General features: G+C 74.1%; 18 protein-coding genes and 1 riboswitch. Of the genes, 2 read left to right on the forward strand and 16 right to left on the reverse strand.

All coding sequences use genetic code 11. The features are described 5' to 3' along the window. Nucleotides 1–81: 81 nt before the first annotated feature. The 11 genes from pheT to KBX43_RS24445 all read right to left on the reverse strand — a co-directional run bounded on the left by pheT (nucleotide 82) and on the right by KBX43_RS24445 (nucleotide 9,752). Nucleotides 82–2,628 carry a phenylalanine--tRNA ligase subunit beta gene (pheT, locus tag KBX43_RS24395; protein ID WP_210887290.1) on the reverse strand — a complete coding sequence of 849 codons (2,547 nt, stop codon included), beginning with the start codon at nucleotides 2,626–2,628 and terminating at the stop codon, nucleotides 82–84. A 26-nt stretch (nucleotides 2,629–2,654) separates the two neighbouring features. After that, nucleotides 2,655–3,716 carry a phenylalanine--tRNA ligase subunit alpha gene (pheS, locus tag KBX43_RS24400; protein ID WP_043324926.1) on the reverse strand — a complete coding sequence of 354 codons (1,062 nt, stop codon included), beginning with the start codon at nucleotides 3,714–3,716 and terminating at the stop codon, nucleotides 2,655–2,657. A gap of 168 nt (nucleotides 3,717–3,884) precedes the next feature. Next, entirely contained in the window at nucleotides 3,885–4,769 is an 885-nt protein-coding gene (locus KBX43_RS24405; protein ID WP_210887293.1) for an RNA methyltransferase, read from the reverse strand. A 32-nt stretch (nucleotides 4,770–4,801) separates the two neighbouring features. Further along, the gene (rplT, locus tag KBX43_RS24410) at nucleotides 4,802–5,194 is read right to left on the reverse strand and encodes a 50S ribosomal protein L20 (protein ID WP_043324928.1); all 393 of its coding nucleotides are present in this window, start codon (nucleotides 5,192–5,194) and stop codon (nucleotides 4,802–4,804) included. A gap of 32 nt (nucleotides 5,195–5,226) precedes the next feature. Beyond that, complete coding sequence (gene rpmI / locus KBX43_RS24415; RefSeq protein WP_026267805.1) at nucleotides 5,227–5,421, reverse strand: 50S ribosomal protein L35; 195 nt, start codon at nucleotides 5,419–5,421, stop codon at nucleotides 5,227–5,229. A 19-nt stretch (nucleotides 5,422–5,440) separates the two neighbouring features. Beyond that, nucleotides 5,441–6,088: a translation initiation factor IF-3 gene (gene infC, locus KBX43_RS24420; protein WP_043324929.1), complete on the reverse strand. Its 648-nt coding sequence runs from the start codon at nucleotides 6,086–6,088 to the stop codon at nucleotides 5,441–5,443. Between the two features lie 325 nt (nucleotides 6,089–6,413). Then, a complete protein-coding gene (locus KBX43_RS24425) occupies nucleotides 6,414–6,887 on the reverse strand; it encodes a PH domain-containing protein (protein ID WP_030502474.1) in 474 nt (157 codons plus the stop codon). Continuing rightward, nucleotides 6,884–7,846: a DMT family transporter gene (locus KBX43_RS24430; RefSeq protein WP_210887297.1), complete on the reverse strand. Its 963-nt coding sequence runs from the start codon at nucleotides 7,844–7,846 to the stop codon at nucleotides 6,884–6,886. Before KBX43_RS24430 ends, KBX43_RS24425 begins: the two co-directional genes overlap by 4 nt. Continuing rightward, nucleotides 7,843–8,688, reverse strand: coding sequence for an ATP phosphoribosyltransferase (hisG, locus tag KBX43_RS24435; RefSeq protein WP_174534491.1), 846 nt, complete (start codon nucleotides 8,686–8,688; stop codon nucleotides 7,843–7,845). Before hisG ends, KBX43_RS24430 begins: the two co-directional genes overlap by 4 nt. A gap of 43 nt (nucleotides 8,689–8,731) precedes the next feature. Continuing rightward, nucleotides 8,732–9,013: a phosphoribosyl-ATP diphosphatase gene (locus tag KBX43_RS24440; RefSeq protein ID WP_197494977.1), complete on the reverse strand. Its 282-nt coding sequence runs from the start codon at nucleotides 9,011–9,013 to the stop codon at nucleotides 8,732–8,734. Between the two features lie 46 nt (nucleotides 9,014–9,059). Next, nucleotides 9,060–9,752: an alpha/beta fold hydrolase gene (locus KBX43_RS24445; RefSeq protein ID WP_210887299.1), complete on the reverse strand. Its 693-nt coding sequence runs from the start codon at nucleotides 9,750–9,752 to the stop codon at nucleotides 9,060–9,062. Between the two features lie 82 nt (nucleotides 9,753–9,834). Between KBX43_RS24445 and KBX43_RS24450 the strand changes: the two genes are divergently transcribed. Together KBX43_RS24450 and KBX43_RS24455 are read left to right on the forward strand one after the other, a co-directional pair. Next, nucleotides 9,835–10,407 (forward strand): helix-turn-helix domain-containing protein, encoded by a 573-nt coding sequence (locus KBX43_RS24450; RefSeq protein WP_210887302.1) that lies wholly within the window; start codon nucleotides 9,835–9,837, stop codon nucleotides 10,405–10,407. Further along, the gene (locus KBX43_RS24455) at nucleotides 10,404–11,669 is read left to right on the forward strand and encodes an MFS transporter (RefSeq protein ID WP_174534489.1); all 1,266 of its coding nucleotides are present in this window, start codon (nucleotides 10,404–10,406) and stop codon (nucleotides 11,667–11,669) included. The genes KBX43_RS24450 and KBX43_RS24455 overlap by 4 nt, the downstream gene beginning before the upstream one ends. An 83-nt stretch (nucleotides 11,670–11,752) precedes the next feature. Here the strand turns inward: KBX43_RS24455 and ribH are convergent, their stop codons facing one another. Genes ribH through ribD form a run of 5 tightly spaced genes read right to left on the reverse strand, consistent with a single transcriptional unit; the run spans nucleotide 11,753 to nucleotide 15,886 of the window. Further along, nucleotides 11,753–12,250: a 6,7-dimethyl-8-ribityllumazine synthase gene (ribH, locus tag KBX43_RS24460; RefSeq protein WP_174534488.1), complete on the reverse strand. Its 498-nt coding sequence runs from the start codon at nucleotides 12,248–12,250 to the stop codon at nucleotides 11,753–11,755. Nucleotides 12,251–12,254: 4 nt separating this feature from the next. Beyond that, complete coding sequence (locus tag KBX43_RS24465) at nucleotides 12,255–13,520, reverse strand: bifunctional 3,4-dihydroxy-2-butanone-4-phosphate synthase/GTP cyclohydrolase II (protein WP_210887305.1); 1,266 nt, start codon at nucleotides 13,518–13,520, stop codon at nucleotides 12,255–12,257. Then, entirely contained in the window at nucleotides 13,517–14,212 is a 696-nt protein-coding gene (gene pnuC / locus KBX43_RS24470; RefSeq protein ID WP_030502479.1) for a nicotinamide riboside transporter PnuC, read from the reverse strand. Before pnuC ends, KBX43_RS24465 begins: the two co-directional genes overlap by 4 nt. Further along, nucleotides 14,212–14,823, reverse strand: a complete 612-nt coding sequence (locus tag KBX43_RS24475) for a riboflavin synthase (RefSeq protein WP_064448497.1) — start codon at nucleotides 14,821–14,823, stop codon at nucleotides 14,212–14,214. Before KBX43_RS24475 ends, pnuC begins: the two co-directional genes overlap by 1 nt. A 1-nt stretch (nucleotide 14,824) precedes the next feature. After that, nucleotides 14,825–15,886, reverse strand: coding sequence for a bifunctional diaminohydroxyphosphoribosylaminopyrimidine deaminase/5-amino-6-(5-phosphoribosylamino)uracil reductase RibD (gene ribD / locus KBX43_RS24480; RefSeq protein WP_166456321.1), 1,062 nt, complete (start codon nucleotides 15,884–15,886; stop codon nucleotides 14,825–14,827). A 168-nt stretch (nucleotides 15,887–16,054) separates the two neighbouring features. Next, a riboswitch (FMN riboswitch) is annotated at nucleotides 16,055–16,227 on the reverse strand. Nucleotides 16,228–16,278 lie beyond the last annotated feature (51 nt).

The following is a 16,278-nucleotide window of genomic DNA, read 5'->3' on the forward strand; positions in this document are numbered from 1 at the left end:
CGTTCACGGGCGGCTCGCGTGCGCGCGGTGTTAAAAGGGGCCCCCTCCTCTACCGGAGGCGTTAAGAGGGGGCCCCTCCTTTCAGGCGCCGCGCAGGGTGGCGCCGAAGCGCTCGGCGGCGACAGCGACCGCCGCGTCGCGCGCGGCCACCGCCTCCTCGCCCGCCAGGGTCCGGTCCGGGGCGCGGAACGTCAGCTTGTACGCCAGCGACTTGCGCCCCTCGCCGAGCTGCTCGGAGGTGTAGACGTCGAACAGGCGGACGTCCTCCAGCAGCGCGCCCGCGCCCTCGACCAGCGCCGCCCGCACCTCGGCGGCCGGCACCGCGTCGTCCACCACGAGCGCCACGTCGATCAGCGCCGGCGGGAACGTGGAGATGGTCGGGCCGGCGACCAGGGGGGCGGCGGGCAGCGCGTCCAGGTCCAGCTCCATGGCGCTGGTACGCCGGGGCAGCTCCAGCGCGGCCAGCACGGCCGGGTGCAGCTCACCGGCGTGGCCGACGACCACGTCGTCCACCACCAGTTCGGCGCAGCGGCCCGGGTGCCAGGGCGCGCGCTCCCCGGCCCGTACCGTCACCCGGTCGGCGGGGATCCCGGCGGCGTCGAGCACGGCCCGGCCCGCCTCGATCGCGTCGGCCCAGCCGGCCGTGCGGCCCGCGCCCCACCAGCCGGCCGGCTCGATCTCACCGGTCAGCGCGACCGCGACGTGCCGGGGCTGGGCGGGCACCACCGCGTCGGCGGCGGCGAACTCCTCGTCGGTGGGCCGCCGGTCCACGCCCATCGCGGGCGGGGCGCCGGCGCCGGGGCGCGGGTGGAAGACGGTGCCGATCTCGTAGATCGCCACGTCCCGCTGGCCCCGTCCGACGTTGCGCTTGACGATGCCGAGCAGCGGGCCGAGCAGCGTGGTGCGCAGCAGCGGCTCCTCCTCCGACAGCGGGTTCGCCAGGCGTACCGCGGGGCGGCGCGGGTCGTCGGCGGGCAGGCCGAGCTGGTCGACCAGTTCCGGCGCGACGAACGGCTGCGCCAGCACCTCGACGTAGCCGCGCTCGGCGAGCGAGCGGGCGACGGCCCGGCGGCGCTGCTGCTGCCAGGTCAGGCCCCGGCCGGGCGGCGCGGTGGGCAGCACCGACGGCACCCGGTCGTAGCCGTCGAGGCGTACCACCTCCTCCACCAGGTCGGCCGGGTCGGTCAGGTCGGGCCGCCAGCTCGGCGGCGTCACGGTCAGCACCTCACCCGCGCCGGAGCCGACCCCGGCCGTGCCCGGGTCCTCGGCGAGCCGGTCCGCGCCGCGCGTGACTGTGCAACCGACCTGCTCCAGCAGCTCCACCACGCGGTCCGGCGAGTAGGACACGCCGACCCGCCGCGACGGCAGGTCCACCGGCAGCGTCACCGGCGTACGCGGCGCGACGTGGTCGATGTCGAGCACCTCGTCGCCGGCCGTGCCGCCGGCGAGGTCGGTGAGCAGCCGGACCGCCTTGTCCAGCGCGACCAGCGGCAGCGCCGGGTCGACGCCCCGCTCCCACCGCTTCGCCGCCTCGCTGAACAGCTTGTGCCGCCGCGCGGTACGGCCGACGGTCGCCGGGTCCCAGTGCGCCGCCTCGAACAGCACGTTCGTGGTGGAGGCGAGCACCTCGCTGGTCTCGCCGCCCATCACCGCGGCCAGCGAGATCGGACCGGTGTCGTCGCAGATCACCAGGTCCTCGGCGGACAGCGAGCGGCTCACCCCGTCCAGCGTGGTCAGCTTCTCCCCCGGCTCGGCGCGGCGCACCACGAGCGGCCCGGCGATCCGGTCCGCGTCGAAGGCGTGCATCGGCTGGCCGAGTTCGAGCATCAGGTAGTTGGTGATGTCGACGGCGAGCGAGATGCTGCGTACGCCGGCCACGGTGAGCCGCTGCCGCATCCAGCCCGGCGTCTCCACGGTCGGGTCGACGCCGCGCACCATCCGCGCCGCGAACCGGTCGCAGCCGACCGGGTCACGGACCTCCACCGGGTACGCGGGCTCGGCGGTCGCGCCGGGCGCGGGCGCGTCGGCCGGGTCGCGGAACGGCACGCCGAGCGCGTGCGACAGCTCCCGGGCGATGCCGCGCACGCTCAGCGCGTACCCGCGGTCCGGGGTGATCTCCATCTCGACCACGACGTCGTCCAGGCCGACGACGGGCCGGGCGTCGTCGCCGGGCTGGGCCTTGACGTCCTCGGGCAGCACGACGATGCCCGAGTGGTCGTCGCCCAGTCCCAGCTCCTGGGCCGAGCAGATCATGCCGTGGGAGTTGCGCCCGTACGTCTTGCGCGCGCCGATCGCGAACCCGCCGGGCAGCACGCCGCCGGGGAGGATCACCACGACCTTGTCGCCCTGGGCGAAGTTGCGCGCCCCGCAGACGATCTCCTGCGGCTCGCCGGTGCCGTTCGCGGCGCCGACGTCGACCCGGCAGAAGCGGATCGGCTTCTTGAAGCCGGTCAGCTCCTCGATCTCCAGTACCTCGCCGACGACCAGCGGGCCGGTGACGGACTCGCGCAGGTCCACCACGGACTCGACCTCGATGCCGAGGTCGACCAGCGCCTGCTCCAGGTCGCCGGTGGGCAGGTCGGCCGGCAGGTCGACGTACTCGCGCAGCCAACTGACAGAAACTCGCATGACTGTTAAACCACCGTTCCCGTAGCTCAGGCGCCGAACGCGCGGGTGAACCGCACGTCGCCCTCGGCCATGTCCCGCATGTCGCTGACGCCGTGCCGGACCATCACGGTCCGGTCGATGCCCATGCCGAACGCGAATCCGGAGTAGACCTCCGGGTCGATGCCGCAGGCGCGCAGCACCCGCGGGTTGACCATGCCGCAGCCGCCCCACTCGACCCACTGCGGACCGTCCCGGTGCTCCGGGAACCAGACGTCGAACTCCGCCGACGGCTCGGTGAACGGGAAGTAGTGCGGCCGCCAGCGGGTCTTCGCGCCCTCGCCGAACATGGCCCGGGCGAAGTGGTCGAGCGTGCCGCGCAGGTGCGCCATGGTGATGCCCTTGTCCACCACGAGGCCCTCGACCTGGTGGAAGACCGGCGCGTGGGTGGCGTCCAGCTCGTCGGTGCGGTAGACCCGGCCGGGCACCACCACGTAGATGGGCGGCTTGCGGCTGAGCATGGTGCGCGCCTGCACCGGCGACGTGTGGGTGCGCAGCACCAGGCCACTGCCCTCGGGTGCGATGTGGAACGTGTCCATCAGGCCGCGCGCCGGGTGGTCGGCCGGGATGTTCAGCGCGTCGAAGTTGGTCCACTCCAGCTCGACCTCGGGACCCTCGGCCACCTCGTAGCCCATGCCGATGAACAGGTCACTGATCTGCTCCATCAGCACGCTCAGCGGGTGGCGGGCGCCACGCGGCCGGCGGTCGTACGGCAGGGTCACGTCGACCCGCTCCTCGACCAGCACCCGCTCGGCCTGCTCGCGCTCCAGGATCTCCTGCCGGGCGGCGTACGCGCTCTCGATGGCGCGGCGGGCCTCGTTGACCCGCTTGCCGGCGTCGGCCTTCGCGGCCGGCGGCAGCGCGCCGATCTCCCGGCGCGCGAGCGACACCGGGGACCGGTCGCCGAGGTGCGCGGGGCGCAGCGCGGTGAGCGCGTCCGGGTCGGTGGCGTCGGCGAACGCCTTCTCGGCGTCGGCCACTGCTCCGGCCAGGGCGTCCGGGTCGAGCAGGGCGACCTGCTTCGGGTCGTACGGATCGTTGCGGTAGCTCATGGTGAACGGGCACTCCCTCACGGCGGCGCCGACCCTCACGGGTGGCTAGGCGAGTCTACGGACGCGCGGCTTCGCCGCAGCCCGCCGGTGGGGAGTCGTGCAGGGGGAAGGGTCAGGCCCGCCGCCCGCCGACACCGGCGGGCTGGCTAAACGAACGCCGTGGCGCGTTCATGACGAGGCGGACTCCCCTGCTGTCTCTCGCGTGCCCCGGGGGACACGCAGTGCTCTGGCGGAAGAATACAGGCAGACGGCGGCAGCCGCAGCCAGGTTCAGGCTCTCCGCGCGCCCGTGCAGCGGCACCCGGACCCGGGCGTCGGCGGCGGCGGTCAGCTCCTCGGGCAGGCCGTGCGCCTCCGATCCGAACAGCCACGCTGTCGGCGCGGCCAGCCTTCCGGCGTCGGCGAGGTCGTCCAGGTCGCTGTCGCCGTACCCGGTGGTGGCGAAGATCTTCAGGCCCGCGGCCCGCAGCGCCTCGACGGCGGCGAGCGGGTCGGCGGCGCGCACCACGTCGACGTGGAAGAGGCTGCCGGCGGAGGCCCGCACACATTTGCCGTTGTAGGGGTCGACCGCCTCGCCAGCGAAGATCACCGCGCCCGCCCCGGCCGCGTCGGCGGTGCGCAGCACGGTGCCGGCGTTGCCCGGGTCGCGGATCCCGGCGAGCACCGCGACCAGTCGCGGTGCGCGCGCCACGGCCTGCGCCAGGGGTACGTCGAGGTGCCGGCACACCGCCACCAGTCCCTGCGGCGCGACCGTCTCGGCCAGCGCGGCCAGCGCGTCGTCGGTCACCTCGGAGACGGGCACGTCGGCCCGGGCGGCCGTGGCGGCGAGGTCGGCGTACCTGTCGAGCGCCGCCGGGGTGCCGAACAGCTCGACCACGGTGCCGGCGCGGGCCAGCGCCTCCCGGACCGCCTGCGGCCCCTCGGCCAGGAACCGGCCGGCCTGGTCGCGGTCGCGCCGGCGGTGCAGCCGGCGGGCCGCCACGACCCTGGGGGTACGCGGGGTGAACGGTCCGGGAACGGCGTCGAGACGCCTCCCCTGCGGATGTGACTGCATGGGAGACGCCTCGATCTGCCGTACGGGGTGGGTCAGGCGGCCTGAGCCGCGGCGCCACCGGTGCCCTCGGCCGCCACGGCGGCGCGGGCCAGCTCGACGATCGCCGCGAACGAGGCGGCGTCGTTGACGGCCATGTCGGCCAGGATCTTCCGGTCGACCTCGATGCCGGCCAGGCGCAGGCCCTGGATCAGCCGGTTGTAGGTCAGGCCGTTGGCCCGGGCGCCGGCGTTGATCCGCTGGATCCAGAGCTGCCGGAAGTCGCCCTTGCGGTCGCGACGGTCCCGGTAGGAGTACTGCATCGAGTGCAGCACCTGCTCCTTGGCCTTGCGGTACAGCCGGGAGCGCTGACCGCGGTAACCGCTCGCGGTCTCCAGCAGGGTACGACGCTTCTTCTGGGCGTTCACAGCCCGCTTGACGCGTGCCATCTCAACTCCTTCTTCGGTTCAGGTGGCTCGCGTCAGCGGCCGAGCAGCTTCTTGATGCGCTTGACGTCGGCCTTGGCCAGCTCGACGGTGCCGGTCAGCCGACGGGTCTGGGTGCTGGGCTTCTTCTCCAGGTTGTGGCGAAGGCCGGCCTGCTGGGCAACGATCTTGCCCTTGCCGGTCACCTTGACCCGCTTGCCCATACCCGTGTGGCTCTTCATCTTCGGCATTGGAACGTCTTCTCCCCTGTTACTGGCCGCTGGTCTCAGCGGTCGTACCGGTCTCGCCGGCTGCTGCGGTGTCGCCGGCCGCCGGGGTCTCGCCGGCCGGAGCGGCCGGTTCCTCCGCGGCCCGGTCGCGCGGTCCACCGCGGGACGCCGTGGCGGCGACCGCGGAGGCCTTGACGGCCCGGTGCGGAGCGAGAACCATGATCATGTTGCGGCCGTCCTGCTTCGGAGCGGCCTCGACGTATCCCAGGTCCGTGATCTCGGACTCGAGCCGGCGCAGGAGCCGGTAACCCAGCTCCGGGCGGCTCTGCTCCCGACCGCGGAACATGATCGTCACCTTGACCTTGTCGCCAGCCTTGAGGAACCGCACCACGTGACCCTTCTTGGTCTCGTAGTCGTGCGGGTCGATCTTCGGCCGGAGCTTCATCTCCTTGATGACGGTCTGCTGCTGGTTACGCCGCGCTTCGCGCGCCTTGAGTGCGCTCTCGTACTTGAACTTGCCGAAGTCCATGAGCTTGCACACCGGCGGGCGCGCCATCGGCGCAACCTCGACCAGGTCCAGGTCGACGTCCGCGGCCAGCTGCAGGGCGCGCTCAAGCGGGACGATGCCCACCTGCTCACCCTCAGGGCCGACCAGTCGGACCTCACGTGCCCGGATCTGCTCGTTCACGCGTGGTTCGACGCTGATGGGGCCTCCTCGAGTCGAGTCTCCTACGGTGCCGACTCCGCGGGCTCCCGGGCGGGAGCCGACCCGGAAAGCAGAAGGCCCCGGCGTATGCCAGGGCCCACTCGACCGGTCGGCACGATCACAGGATCGCGCATCCGGCGCCGGGACGTGCCCGAAACCGGGGACCGGACCCGGCCACCGTGGCGGCGACTCGGGTGGGAGCGGGCGCTCCGCTTCACGACCGCCCGCGCGTCAGGGACGGGGGCAGTCTGGTCGACTCCGCAACACTACACCCTCGGCCCAGGCCCGCCCAAACCGGGCTCGCTGGTCAGCGGGGTGCCGACTGGCCGGCGGACAGCGCCGCCAGGTGCGCCTGGTGCAGCCGGCGCAACGCGCGGACCGCCTCGACCGCGCTCTCCTTGTCGGCGGCCTGCAACGCGACCATCGGGAGCAGGTCGTCGTCGTGCAGCTCCAGGCTGGCCCACGGGGCGCCCCGGTCGAACCGGACCCCGCGGATCACCTCCCACGGCAGCTCGTACGAGCTGAACACGTTGCGCACCCGGACGCCCTTGGCGTCGGCGACCACGCGCGGGCGGGTGAACAGCAGGAAGCCGAGCGCACCGAACACGCCCAGGCCGATCATGGCGAACTGGTCGCCGCGCTGGAACGTGCCGTAGCCGTTGCCGGTGGCGCCGGTCAGCGACGTCGCGACGAGGCTGAACACGACGAACAGCGTGACGGCCGACACCCAGCACACGACCCGGACGCGGCGGGGTCGCACGGTCACCACGGAATCGCTCACCCGACCAGTCTGCCATCCGGTTCGCGCGCATCTTCGGCCGCCACACGGTCCAGGCCGCGCCGGCGCAGGCTGGTGACCACCACGGCGAGCAGCGTGAGCAGGGCGCCGGCCAGCACCGGCAGCCGCACGCCGGGCCCGCCGGGTAGGACCAGGTCCAGCAGCAGCGCGCCACCGAGCTGCCCGGCCACCAGCGCCAGGCCGGTGCGCAGCACCCCGGCGGCGCGTACGCCGACCAGCAGGGAGAGCACGATGCCGACGCCGAGCAGGCCGCCGGCGTAGAGCCACCACTGGCCGGGCCAGCGGGGCTGGCTCGCGAGCGCGCCGGTCAGCGCCGCCACCGCGCCGATCACCACGGTGCTGACCGCGAAGTTGACGGCGAGCCCGGCGGCCGGGCCCACGGTGGCGGCGACCCGGCCGTTGAGCGCGGACTGCGTCGCCACCGCCAGCCCGCCCAGGACGCAGAGCAGCACCAGCCCGACCGCCAGTTCGCCGACCGGGCGGCCGAGCTGGGCGAGCGCGACCGCGCCGACGCCGAGCACCGCCCCGCCGACGCGGGGCACGGTGAGCGGCATCCGCCCGGTCGCGGCCAGCCCGGCCCGGTCCACCGCCAGGCCGCCGAGGCTGCCGCCGGCCACCTGGGCGATGGTGAACACCGCCACCCCGAGCACGGGCACCACCACCGGCGCGACCAGCACGATCACCGCGCCGCCCACCCCGCCCAGGTAGGTCCACCAGGGCAGCCCGGAGCGGCGCAACGCGGCCAGCCCGGCGCGCATCGAGGGCAGCGCCACGATCCCGGCCAGCACCAGCAGGCAGCCGCCCAGGTTGTTGACCACCGCGCCGAGGACCGGATCGCCGGTCCGCTCCCCCATCTCGGCGTTGACCACGCCCTGGGCGGCCGAGGCCATGCCACCCAGGACGACAACGCCCAGCGCGGCCGGGAGCGGCAGCGGCCTCACAGCCGGCAGGCGTGGATGTTGGTGACCAGGATCGCGCGGGCGCCCAGCTCGTACAGCTCGTCCATGATCCGGTGCACGTCGTCGCGGAGCACCATCGCCTGCACCGCGACCCAGCCCTCCCGGTGCAGCGGCGAGACGGTGGGCGACTCGATGCCCGGGGTCAGCGAGCTGGCCCGGTCCAGCAGACCGGCCGGCACGTCGTAGGCGAGCATCACGTAGCGCCGGGCCACCAGGACGCCGTGCAGCCGGCGGTGCAGCTGCTCCTGCTGGGCGCCGGCGGGCGCGCCGGCGCGGCGCACCAGCACCGCCGAGGAGCGCAGCAGCGGCTCGCCGAACACCACCAGACCGGCCTGGCGCAGCGTCGCGCCGGTCTCCACCACGTCGGCGACCACGTCGGCCACGCCGAGGCGGATGGCGTTCTCCACCGCGCCGTCCAGGCGGATCACGTCGGCCTTGACGCCCAGCTCGGCCAGGTGCCGCTCGACCAGACCCGGGTACGCGGTGGCGATCCGGTGGCCGCCCAGCTCCCGGACGTCGTCCACGTCCTGCGGGCGGGCGGCGAACCGGAAGGTGGCCCGCCCGAAGTTGAGGTCGACGATCTCCTCGGCCGCTGCGCCGGAGTCGATCAGCAGATCGCGGCCGGTGATGCCGACGTCCAGGTCACCGGAGCCGACGTAGGTGGCGATGTCCTTGGGACGCAGGTAGAAGAACTCGATGTCGTTGGGCTCGTCCCGGCAGACCAGGTCCTTCGGGTCGGTGCGCTGGCGGTAGCCCGCCTCGCGCAGCATCTGGGCCGCCTTCTCGGCCAGGGCGCCCTTGTTGGGCACTGCGACACGCAGCATGGGAGTGCTCCTTCGTTCGATCGGGTGATCAGCGGACGGGCACTCACAGATGTCGGTAGACGTCCTTCAGTTCCAGGCCGGTGGCGAGCATCAGCACCTGCGCCTGGTAGAGCAGCTGGGAGATCTCCTCGGCGGCCCGCTCCGGGCCCTCGTGCTCGGCGGCCATCCACGACTCGGCCGCCTCCTCGACGACCTTCTTGCCGATGAAGTGCACGCCCTTGGCGAGCGCGTCGACCGTGCCCGAGCCCGGGGTGCCGGCGGCGGCCTTGGCCTGCAGCTCGGCGAACAACTCCTCGAACGTCTTCACGGAAGGCGATTCTTCCAGCCTGCCTGGGTGAGCACGCCCACCGGGTCCACCCGCAGGGCCTGCCTCACCGGGGAAGCACGGCGAGGAAGTCCCGTACCACGGTGGCGAACTCGGCGGGGCGCGCGGCCGGCACCGCGTGACCGGCCTCGACTGTCACCAGGCGAGCAGCGGGGATCCGGGCCGCCATCCGCGCCAGCTCGTGCTGCGGCAGGTGGCTGGCGGGGCCACCGGCCACCACCAGCGTGGGCGCAGTGATCTCGGTCAACTCCTCCCACCACGTGGGAGGAGGGGCGTTGAGTTCGGCGACGACCGCTTCGCGGGCGGCCCAGTCATAGGGCAGCGGGCCGGCCGGCCGAGGTGGCAGCCGCAGGCCGAGCGGCACCGGTGGCGGCGGTTCGACGAGCACCAGCGCCGCCACCCGGTCCGGAGACGCCCGGGCGAGCAGGTGGGCGGCCACCGCGCCGGAGGAGTGGCCCAGCACCGTGACCCGGGTCAGCGCCAGCGCGTCGAGCAGTCCTCGTACGTCGTCGCGGACCAGTTCCAGCGAGTACGCGTCGGCGGGCCCGGTCGCGCCGTAGCCGCGCAGGTCGGGGGCGTACGTGCGGGTGGTGGCGCGGAGCGCGGCCGCGAGCGCGGCCCAGCTCTCCCCCGATCCCGTGCCGCCGTGCAGTGCCACGAGCGGGCGGCCGTCGGCCCGGCCCCAGATCCGGTACGCCATCCGCAGCCCTGGCAGGTCCGCGTACCCGATCTCCATCATCGCAGCAGTCAATCACGGCGCACCGAAGGATTCGTTCAAAGCGGTTCTTTCGAAAGAGTACTTTTCAAAGTAGTCTTTCGATATGACCGGGCAACACCCTCGCGAGATCACCGACGTGGAGACGCTCCGCGCGTTCGCCCACCCCCTGCGCCTGCGCATCCTCAACGCCGTCGGCCTCTACGGCCCGCTGACCGCCACCGAGGTGGCCGAACGGGTCGGGGAGAGCCCGGCCAACTGCTCCTGGCACCTGCGACAGCTCGCCAAGTACGGCTTCGTGGCCGACGCGGGCGGCGGGACCGGCCGGCAGCGCCCCTGGCGGATGGTCACCGACGGGCACCGGTGGGGCGACGGCGACGAGAGTCCCGAACTGGCCCGCGCCGGCGACGCCGCCGCGCGGGTGCTGCTCGACCTGGAGTACCGCAAGCTCTGGGACTGGATGACGGCCCGCCGACAGGAGCCCGCGCAGTGGCGGGACGCGGGCTTCTTCAACCAGTTCATCGGCTGGTACACGGCTGAGGAACTGGCCGGGCTGCGAGAGGAAGTCCGGTCGCTGTTCGCCCGCCACCTGGACCGGTTGGAGGACCCCGCTGCACGCCCCGCCGGGTCCCGCCCGGTGCGTCTGATGGCGTGGGGCGTACCGGAGGTGGAGCAGTGAGGGCCCTGCTGCGCCGGCCGGACTTCCGGCTGTTCTTCCTCGCGCTGACCGTGAGCATGGTCGCCGAGTCGGTGCTGCTGCTGGCGCTCGCGGTGTGGGTGAAGCAACTGACCGGCTCGGACGGGCTGGCCGGTGCCACGTTCGTCGCCCTGACCGCGCCGATGGTGCTCGCGCCGCTGGTCGGCTGGGTGGTCGACCGGGCACCCCGGCGGCGGCTGTTCGTGGCACTGAACGCCGGCACTGCCGTCCTGCTGCTGCCGCTGCTCACGGTGCACGACGACAGCCGGCTCTGGGTGGTCTACGCGGTCGCCGCCGGCTACGGACTGTCCTATATCGCGCTGGGCGCGACGGTCACCGCTCTCGTGCAGGAACTGGTCCCCGGCGCGCTGCTACCCGACGCGAACGGCGCGACGCAGACCGTCAAGCAGGGCCTGCGGCTGGCCGGCCCGCTGCTCGGCGCCGGGCTGTTCGTGCTGCTCGGCGGCCCGGCGCTGGCCGGTGCCTGCGCGGCCGGTTTCCTGCTGGCCGCGGTCGCCGGGCTGGGTCTGCGGCCCGCCCCGGGCGGCACGGTCGCCGGGGGCCGCGCCGCGGGAGGGCGCGACGAGCTGATCGCCGGGATACGGCACCTGCTGGGCGAACCGGCGCTGCGGCGGGCCCTGATCGCTGTCGTCATCGCCACGGTCGGCCTGGGTTTCGGCGAGACGCTGTGGTTCGCGTACGTCGACCAGGGGCTCGGCCGCGAGCCGGCCTTTCTCGGGGTGCTCGTGTCGCTCCAGGGCGTGGGCGGGCTGGTCGGCGGGGCGGGGTCGGCCGCGCTGGTACGTCGCCTGGGCGAGCTGGGCGCCATGGCGCTCGGCGTCGCCTGCGTGGCGCTGGCCGGCCTGGCGCTGGTCCGGCCGGCTCTCGGCCTGGCGGTCGCGGCGAGTGTGCTGATCGGACTGGGGTTGCCGGTCGCCTGGGTCGGTGTGATGACGCTCGTGCAGCGGCGTACCGCCCCGGAGTTGGTGGGCCGGGCCTCGGCCGCGCTGGACGCGGTGGCCAGCGCACCGCAGGCGGTGGCGATCGGCGCGGGCGCGCTGCTGGTCGGCCTGGTCGACTTCCGCCTGCTCTACGCCGCGATCGGAGCCGTACTGACGATCGCCGCCGGCTACCTGCTCACCGGCCGCCGGCTCAGCCCACCGACGGCACCCGCCCTCCTCGGACACCATTCCCCCGCGCTCCCGCCCCGCGGCACACAGCGTCCCGCCGCGCGTCGATCATGAGGTTGGCGGCGACCGGCGTCCCTTTTGTCACCGTCAACTTCATGATCGACGGGGCTCGACGCGCGCACCGAGACCCAGGTGGGTCAGGCGAAGCCGACGCGGTGGGCGGACTGGGCGTCGAGGGCGCGCACGGCCAGCGCGGCGTCCAGCGCCGCCACCGTCGCCGACCAGCCCTTGTCCTCGGCCGAGCCGGGCAGCCCCGCCCGGTCCCGGGCCTGCTCGATGGTGTCGACCGTCAGCACCCCGTGCGCCACCGGCTTGCCCTCGTCCAGCGCCACCCGGGTCAGCCCCTCGGTGACCGACTGGCAGACGTAGTCGAAGTGCGCCGTCGCGCCGCGTACCACCACGCCGAGCGCGACCACCACGTCGAAGCGGCGGGCCATCGCCTGGGCCACCACCGGCAGCTCCACCGAGCCTGCCACCCGGGCCACCACGGCCCGCGCCCCGCACGCCTGCGCGGCGGCCACCGCCCGCTCGGTCATGTGGTCGGTCAGCTCGCCGTGCCAGCGGGCGGCCACCACGCCGACAGTCATGCCGGCGGCGTCCACCGCGCTCACGCCCGGCTCCCCGAAACCCGCCATCGCCCTACGCTCCGATCTCGTCACCGGCGACCGGGCGGCCCATCGGCGCCTCGGTCACCTCGTCCAGTCCGTCCAGCAGGTGACCCATCCGGTCCCGCTTGGTGCGCAGGTAGCGCACGTTCTCCGGGTTGGACCGCACGGGCAGCCCCTCCCGGCCGGTCACGGTGAGCCCGTACCCCTCCAGCCCGGCCCGCTTGGCCGGGTTGTTCGTCAGCAGCCGCATCGAGCGGACGCCCAGGTCGTAGAGGATCTGCGCGCCGGTGCCGTAGTCGCGGGCGTCCGCCGGCAGGCCCAGGTCGAGGTTCGCGTCCACGGTGTCGCGGCCCTGGTCCTGGAGCTGGTACGCCTGCAGCTTGTGCAGCAGGCCGATGCCCCGGCCCTCGTGCCCGCGCACGTAGAGGACCACGCCGCGGCCCTCGGCCGCGACCCGGGCCAGCGCGGCCTGCAACTGCGGCCCGCAGTCGCAGCGCAGCGAGCCGAACACGTCGCCGGTGAGGCACTCGGAGTGCACCCGCACCAGCACGTCCCGCCCGTCGCCGAGGTCGCCCATGACCAGCGCGACGTGCTCGGCCGGGTCGTGCTCGGCGCGGTAGCCGAGCGCCTTGAACACGCCGTACGGGGTGGGCATCCGCGCCTCGGCGGCCAGCTCGACCTGCTTCTCGGTACGCCGCCGGTAGGCGATCAGATCCGCGATGGTGACCAGCGTCAGGCCGTGCTCGGCGCAGAACTTCTCCAGGTCCGGCAGGCGCATCATGGTGCCGTCGTCGTTCACCAGCTCGCACAGCACCCCGGCCGGGCGCAGCCCGGCCATCCGGGTCAGGTCCACCGCCGCCTCGGTGTGCCCGGGTCGACGCAGCACCCCGCCGGCGCGGGCGCGCAGCGGCACCACGTGGCCGGGCCGGGCCAGGTCGGTCGGGTCGGTGGCGGCGTCGGCGAGCAGCCGGATGGTGTGCGACCGGTCGGCGGCCGAGATGCCGGTGCTGACGCCCTCCCGGGCGTCCACCGTCACGGTGTATGCGGTGCCGCGCCGGTCCTGGTTGGTGTGGTGCATCGGCGGCAGGTCCAGCCGGTCGCACTCGTCCTCGGTCAGCGGCACGCAGATGTAGCCGGAGGTGTAGCGGACCATGAACGCGACCAGCTCCGGGGTGGCCAGCTCGGCCGCGAAGATCAGGTCGCCCTCGTTCTCGCGGTCCTCGTCGTCGACCACGACCACGGGGCGCCCGGCGGTGATGTCCGCCACCGCCTGCTCGATCGATCCGAAAGTGGTCATGCCACTGCCTCCGAGTACGTCGCCGGGATCGGGGCGGGCGCGGTCGCGACGGCCCGGGAGGTGCGCCACCAGCTGTACAGGCCGGCCGCGCAGAACGCGCCGTAGACCAGGTACATGGCGGCCGACGGGTAGAAGCCGCCGCGCAGCAGCAGCGGTACGCCGACCGCGTCGACGGCGATCCAGATCAGCCAGAACTCGACCCAGCCGCGGGCCATGCCGTACGTGGCGAGCAGGCTGCCGACCAGGATCCAGGCATCAGGCAGCGGCCCCCACGAGCCCAGCGCGGCGAGCACCGGGTACGCGGCGGCGGTGCCGACGACGGCGGCCACGAGCAGGCCGAGCCGCTCCGGCCAGGTGGCCCAGCGCGGCACCACGGCCGGCTCGTCCCCGCCACCGGCACGCCGGTTGCGCGACCAGCGCCACCAGCCGTACACGCTGACGGCGAAGAAGAAGACCTGCCGGCCGGCCTGGCCGTAGAGGTCGTGCGCCTGCGGGGTGACGAAGACGCCGCCGAGGAACACGGTGAGCAGCAGCGCGTTGCCGATCATGCCGACCGGCCAGGCCCACACCACCCGGCGCAGCCCGAGCAGCGCCGAGGCGAGCCCGAAGCCGTTGCCGACGATCTCCCGGACCAGCACCGGCGAGCCGGCCACGTGCACCTGGGCGTCGAGCAGCCAGCCGAGCGGGCCCATCACCGCACGCTTCCCGCGCCGCGGTCGCCGAGCAGCCGTTCGACGTACTTGGCCAGCACGTCGACCTCCAGGTTGACCGGGTCGCCGACCTGCTTCGTGCCGAGCACGGTGAGCTTGAGCGTGGTGGGGATCAGGCCGACCGAGAACCAGTCGTCGCCCGCCTCGGCGACGGTCAGCGACACGCCGTCGACGGTGATCGAGCCCTTCTCCACCACGTACCGGGCCAGCCCGTCGGGCAGCCGGAACCGGACCGTCTCCCACTGCGCGGCCGGCTCCCGGGCGACGATCTCGCCGACGCCGTCGACGTGGCCCTGCACCAGGTGCCCGCCGAGGCGGCTGTTGAGCGCGGCGGCGCGTTCCAGGTTGACCGGGTCGCCGGGGCGCAGCGCCCCCAGCGCGGTGCGGCGCAGCGTCTCGCCCATCACGTCGGCGGTGAACACCCCGCCGTCGACGTCGACAACGGTCAGGCAGACCCCGTTCACCGCGATGGAGTCGCCGTGCCGGGCGTCCGAGGTGACGAGCGGGCCACGGATGGCGACCAGGGCGGAGTCGTCGCCGGTCTCGGTGCTCCGGACGATCTCGCCCAGCTCCTCGACGATGCCGGTGAACATGTCAGGCCTCCCTCTTCCGGGGCAGCGCGGTGATCCGCAGGTCGGGACCGACCCGCGTAACGTCGGTGATCTCCAGATCGATGGCGTCGGCGATGGTGCTCACGCCGGCGTCGAGCAGCGCGGTCGGGCCGGCGCCGAGCAGCTTCGGCGCGACGTACCCGACGATCTTGTCGACCAGGCCGGCGGCGAGGAACGCGCCGGCCAGCGTCGGCCCGCCCTCCAGCAACGCGGCCCGCACGCCGCGGTGGTGCAGCTCCGCGAGCAGCGCCGCCAGGTCGACCCGGCCGTCCGGCCCGGCGCCGACCTCCGCGGCGGTGGCCACCCAGGTGCGGGCGGCGCCGTCGCGGACCCGGGCCTCGGCCGGGGTACGCCCCGAGCTGTCCACCACGACCCGCAGCGGCTGCCGGATGGCCATGGTTCCGTCGCGCAGGTTGCGGGCGGTGAGCCGGGGGTCGTCGGTGAGCACGGTGCCCACCCCGGCGAGCACCGCGTCGACGGTGCCGCGCAGCGCGTGCACGTCGATCCGGGCCGCCTCGGAGGTGATCCACATGCTGGTGCCGTCGGCGGCGGCCGAGCGCCCGTCGAGCGTGGCCGCGTACTTCCAGATCAGGTACGGCCAGCCCCGGCGCATCGAGGTGAGCCAGGCGACGTTGCCGGCCTCGGCTTCCTGGGCGCGTACCCCGAGGGTCACCTGGACCCCGGCGGCGCGCAGCGTGGCCGCGCCGCCGGAGGCGACCGGGTTGGGGTCGGGCACGGCGACCACGACGCGGGCCACCCCGGCGGCGATGAGCGCGTGGCTGCAGGGGCCGGTGCGGCCGGTGTGGTCGCAGGGCTCCAGGGTGACCACAGCGGTGCCGCCGCGGGCGCGGGCGCCGGCCTGGGCCAGCGCGACGATCTCGGCGTGCGGGCCGCCGGCGTAGGCGTGGAAGCCCTCGCCGACGACCTCGCCGTCGGTGTCGAGCAGCACGCAGCCGACGACCGGGTTGGGGCTGGTGGCGCCGAGGCCGCGCGCGGCCAGTTCGATGGCACGACGCATCGCCTCGTCGACGGAGACGCTCGCCATGGCCGTCTGTCCTCCCGCTCGCCGGTCGCGCGCGGGCGGGTTCGGGAGCAGCGGCCACAAAGCCGCGGACACGCGGCGGCGGAGAACCCGGGGACGGCGTCGCCGACCCCGGGGAGCCCACGCGGCGGCTGAGGGTGCTCAGCGGCCGGCAGGGGCCTCCCCCGTTCCGCGCGCTGTCTCCCATCCGGACTGTCTGGGGGCGGACGAGCCGCACCCCAACCGTCGGCCCCGGATTCTCACCAGGTCCACCGTCCGGCCGAAGCCGTCCGGGTCGCGGGCTTACCACGGTCGGACCGTGGATCACCGCCGGTTCGGAATTTCACCGAGCCCCGCCAGCGCGTGGTGGGTATACGGGAAGTCTTACACGTTCCGGCCGGGTGCGCGCCACAGAG

This window comes from Micromonospora sp. C41, from assembly GCF_018070485.1.
Lineage (GTDB): Bacteria > Actinomycetota > Actinomycetes > Mycobacteriales > Micromonosporaceae > Micromonospora > Micromonospora chalcea.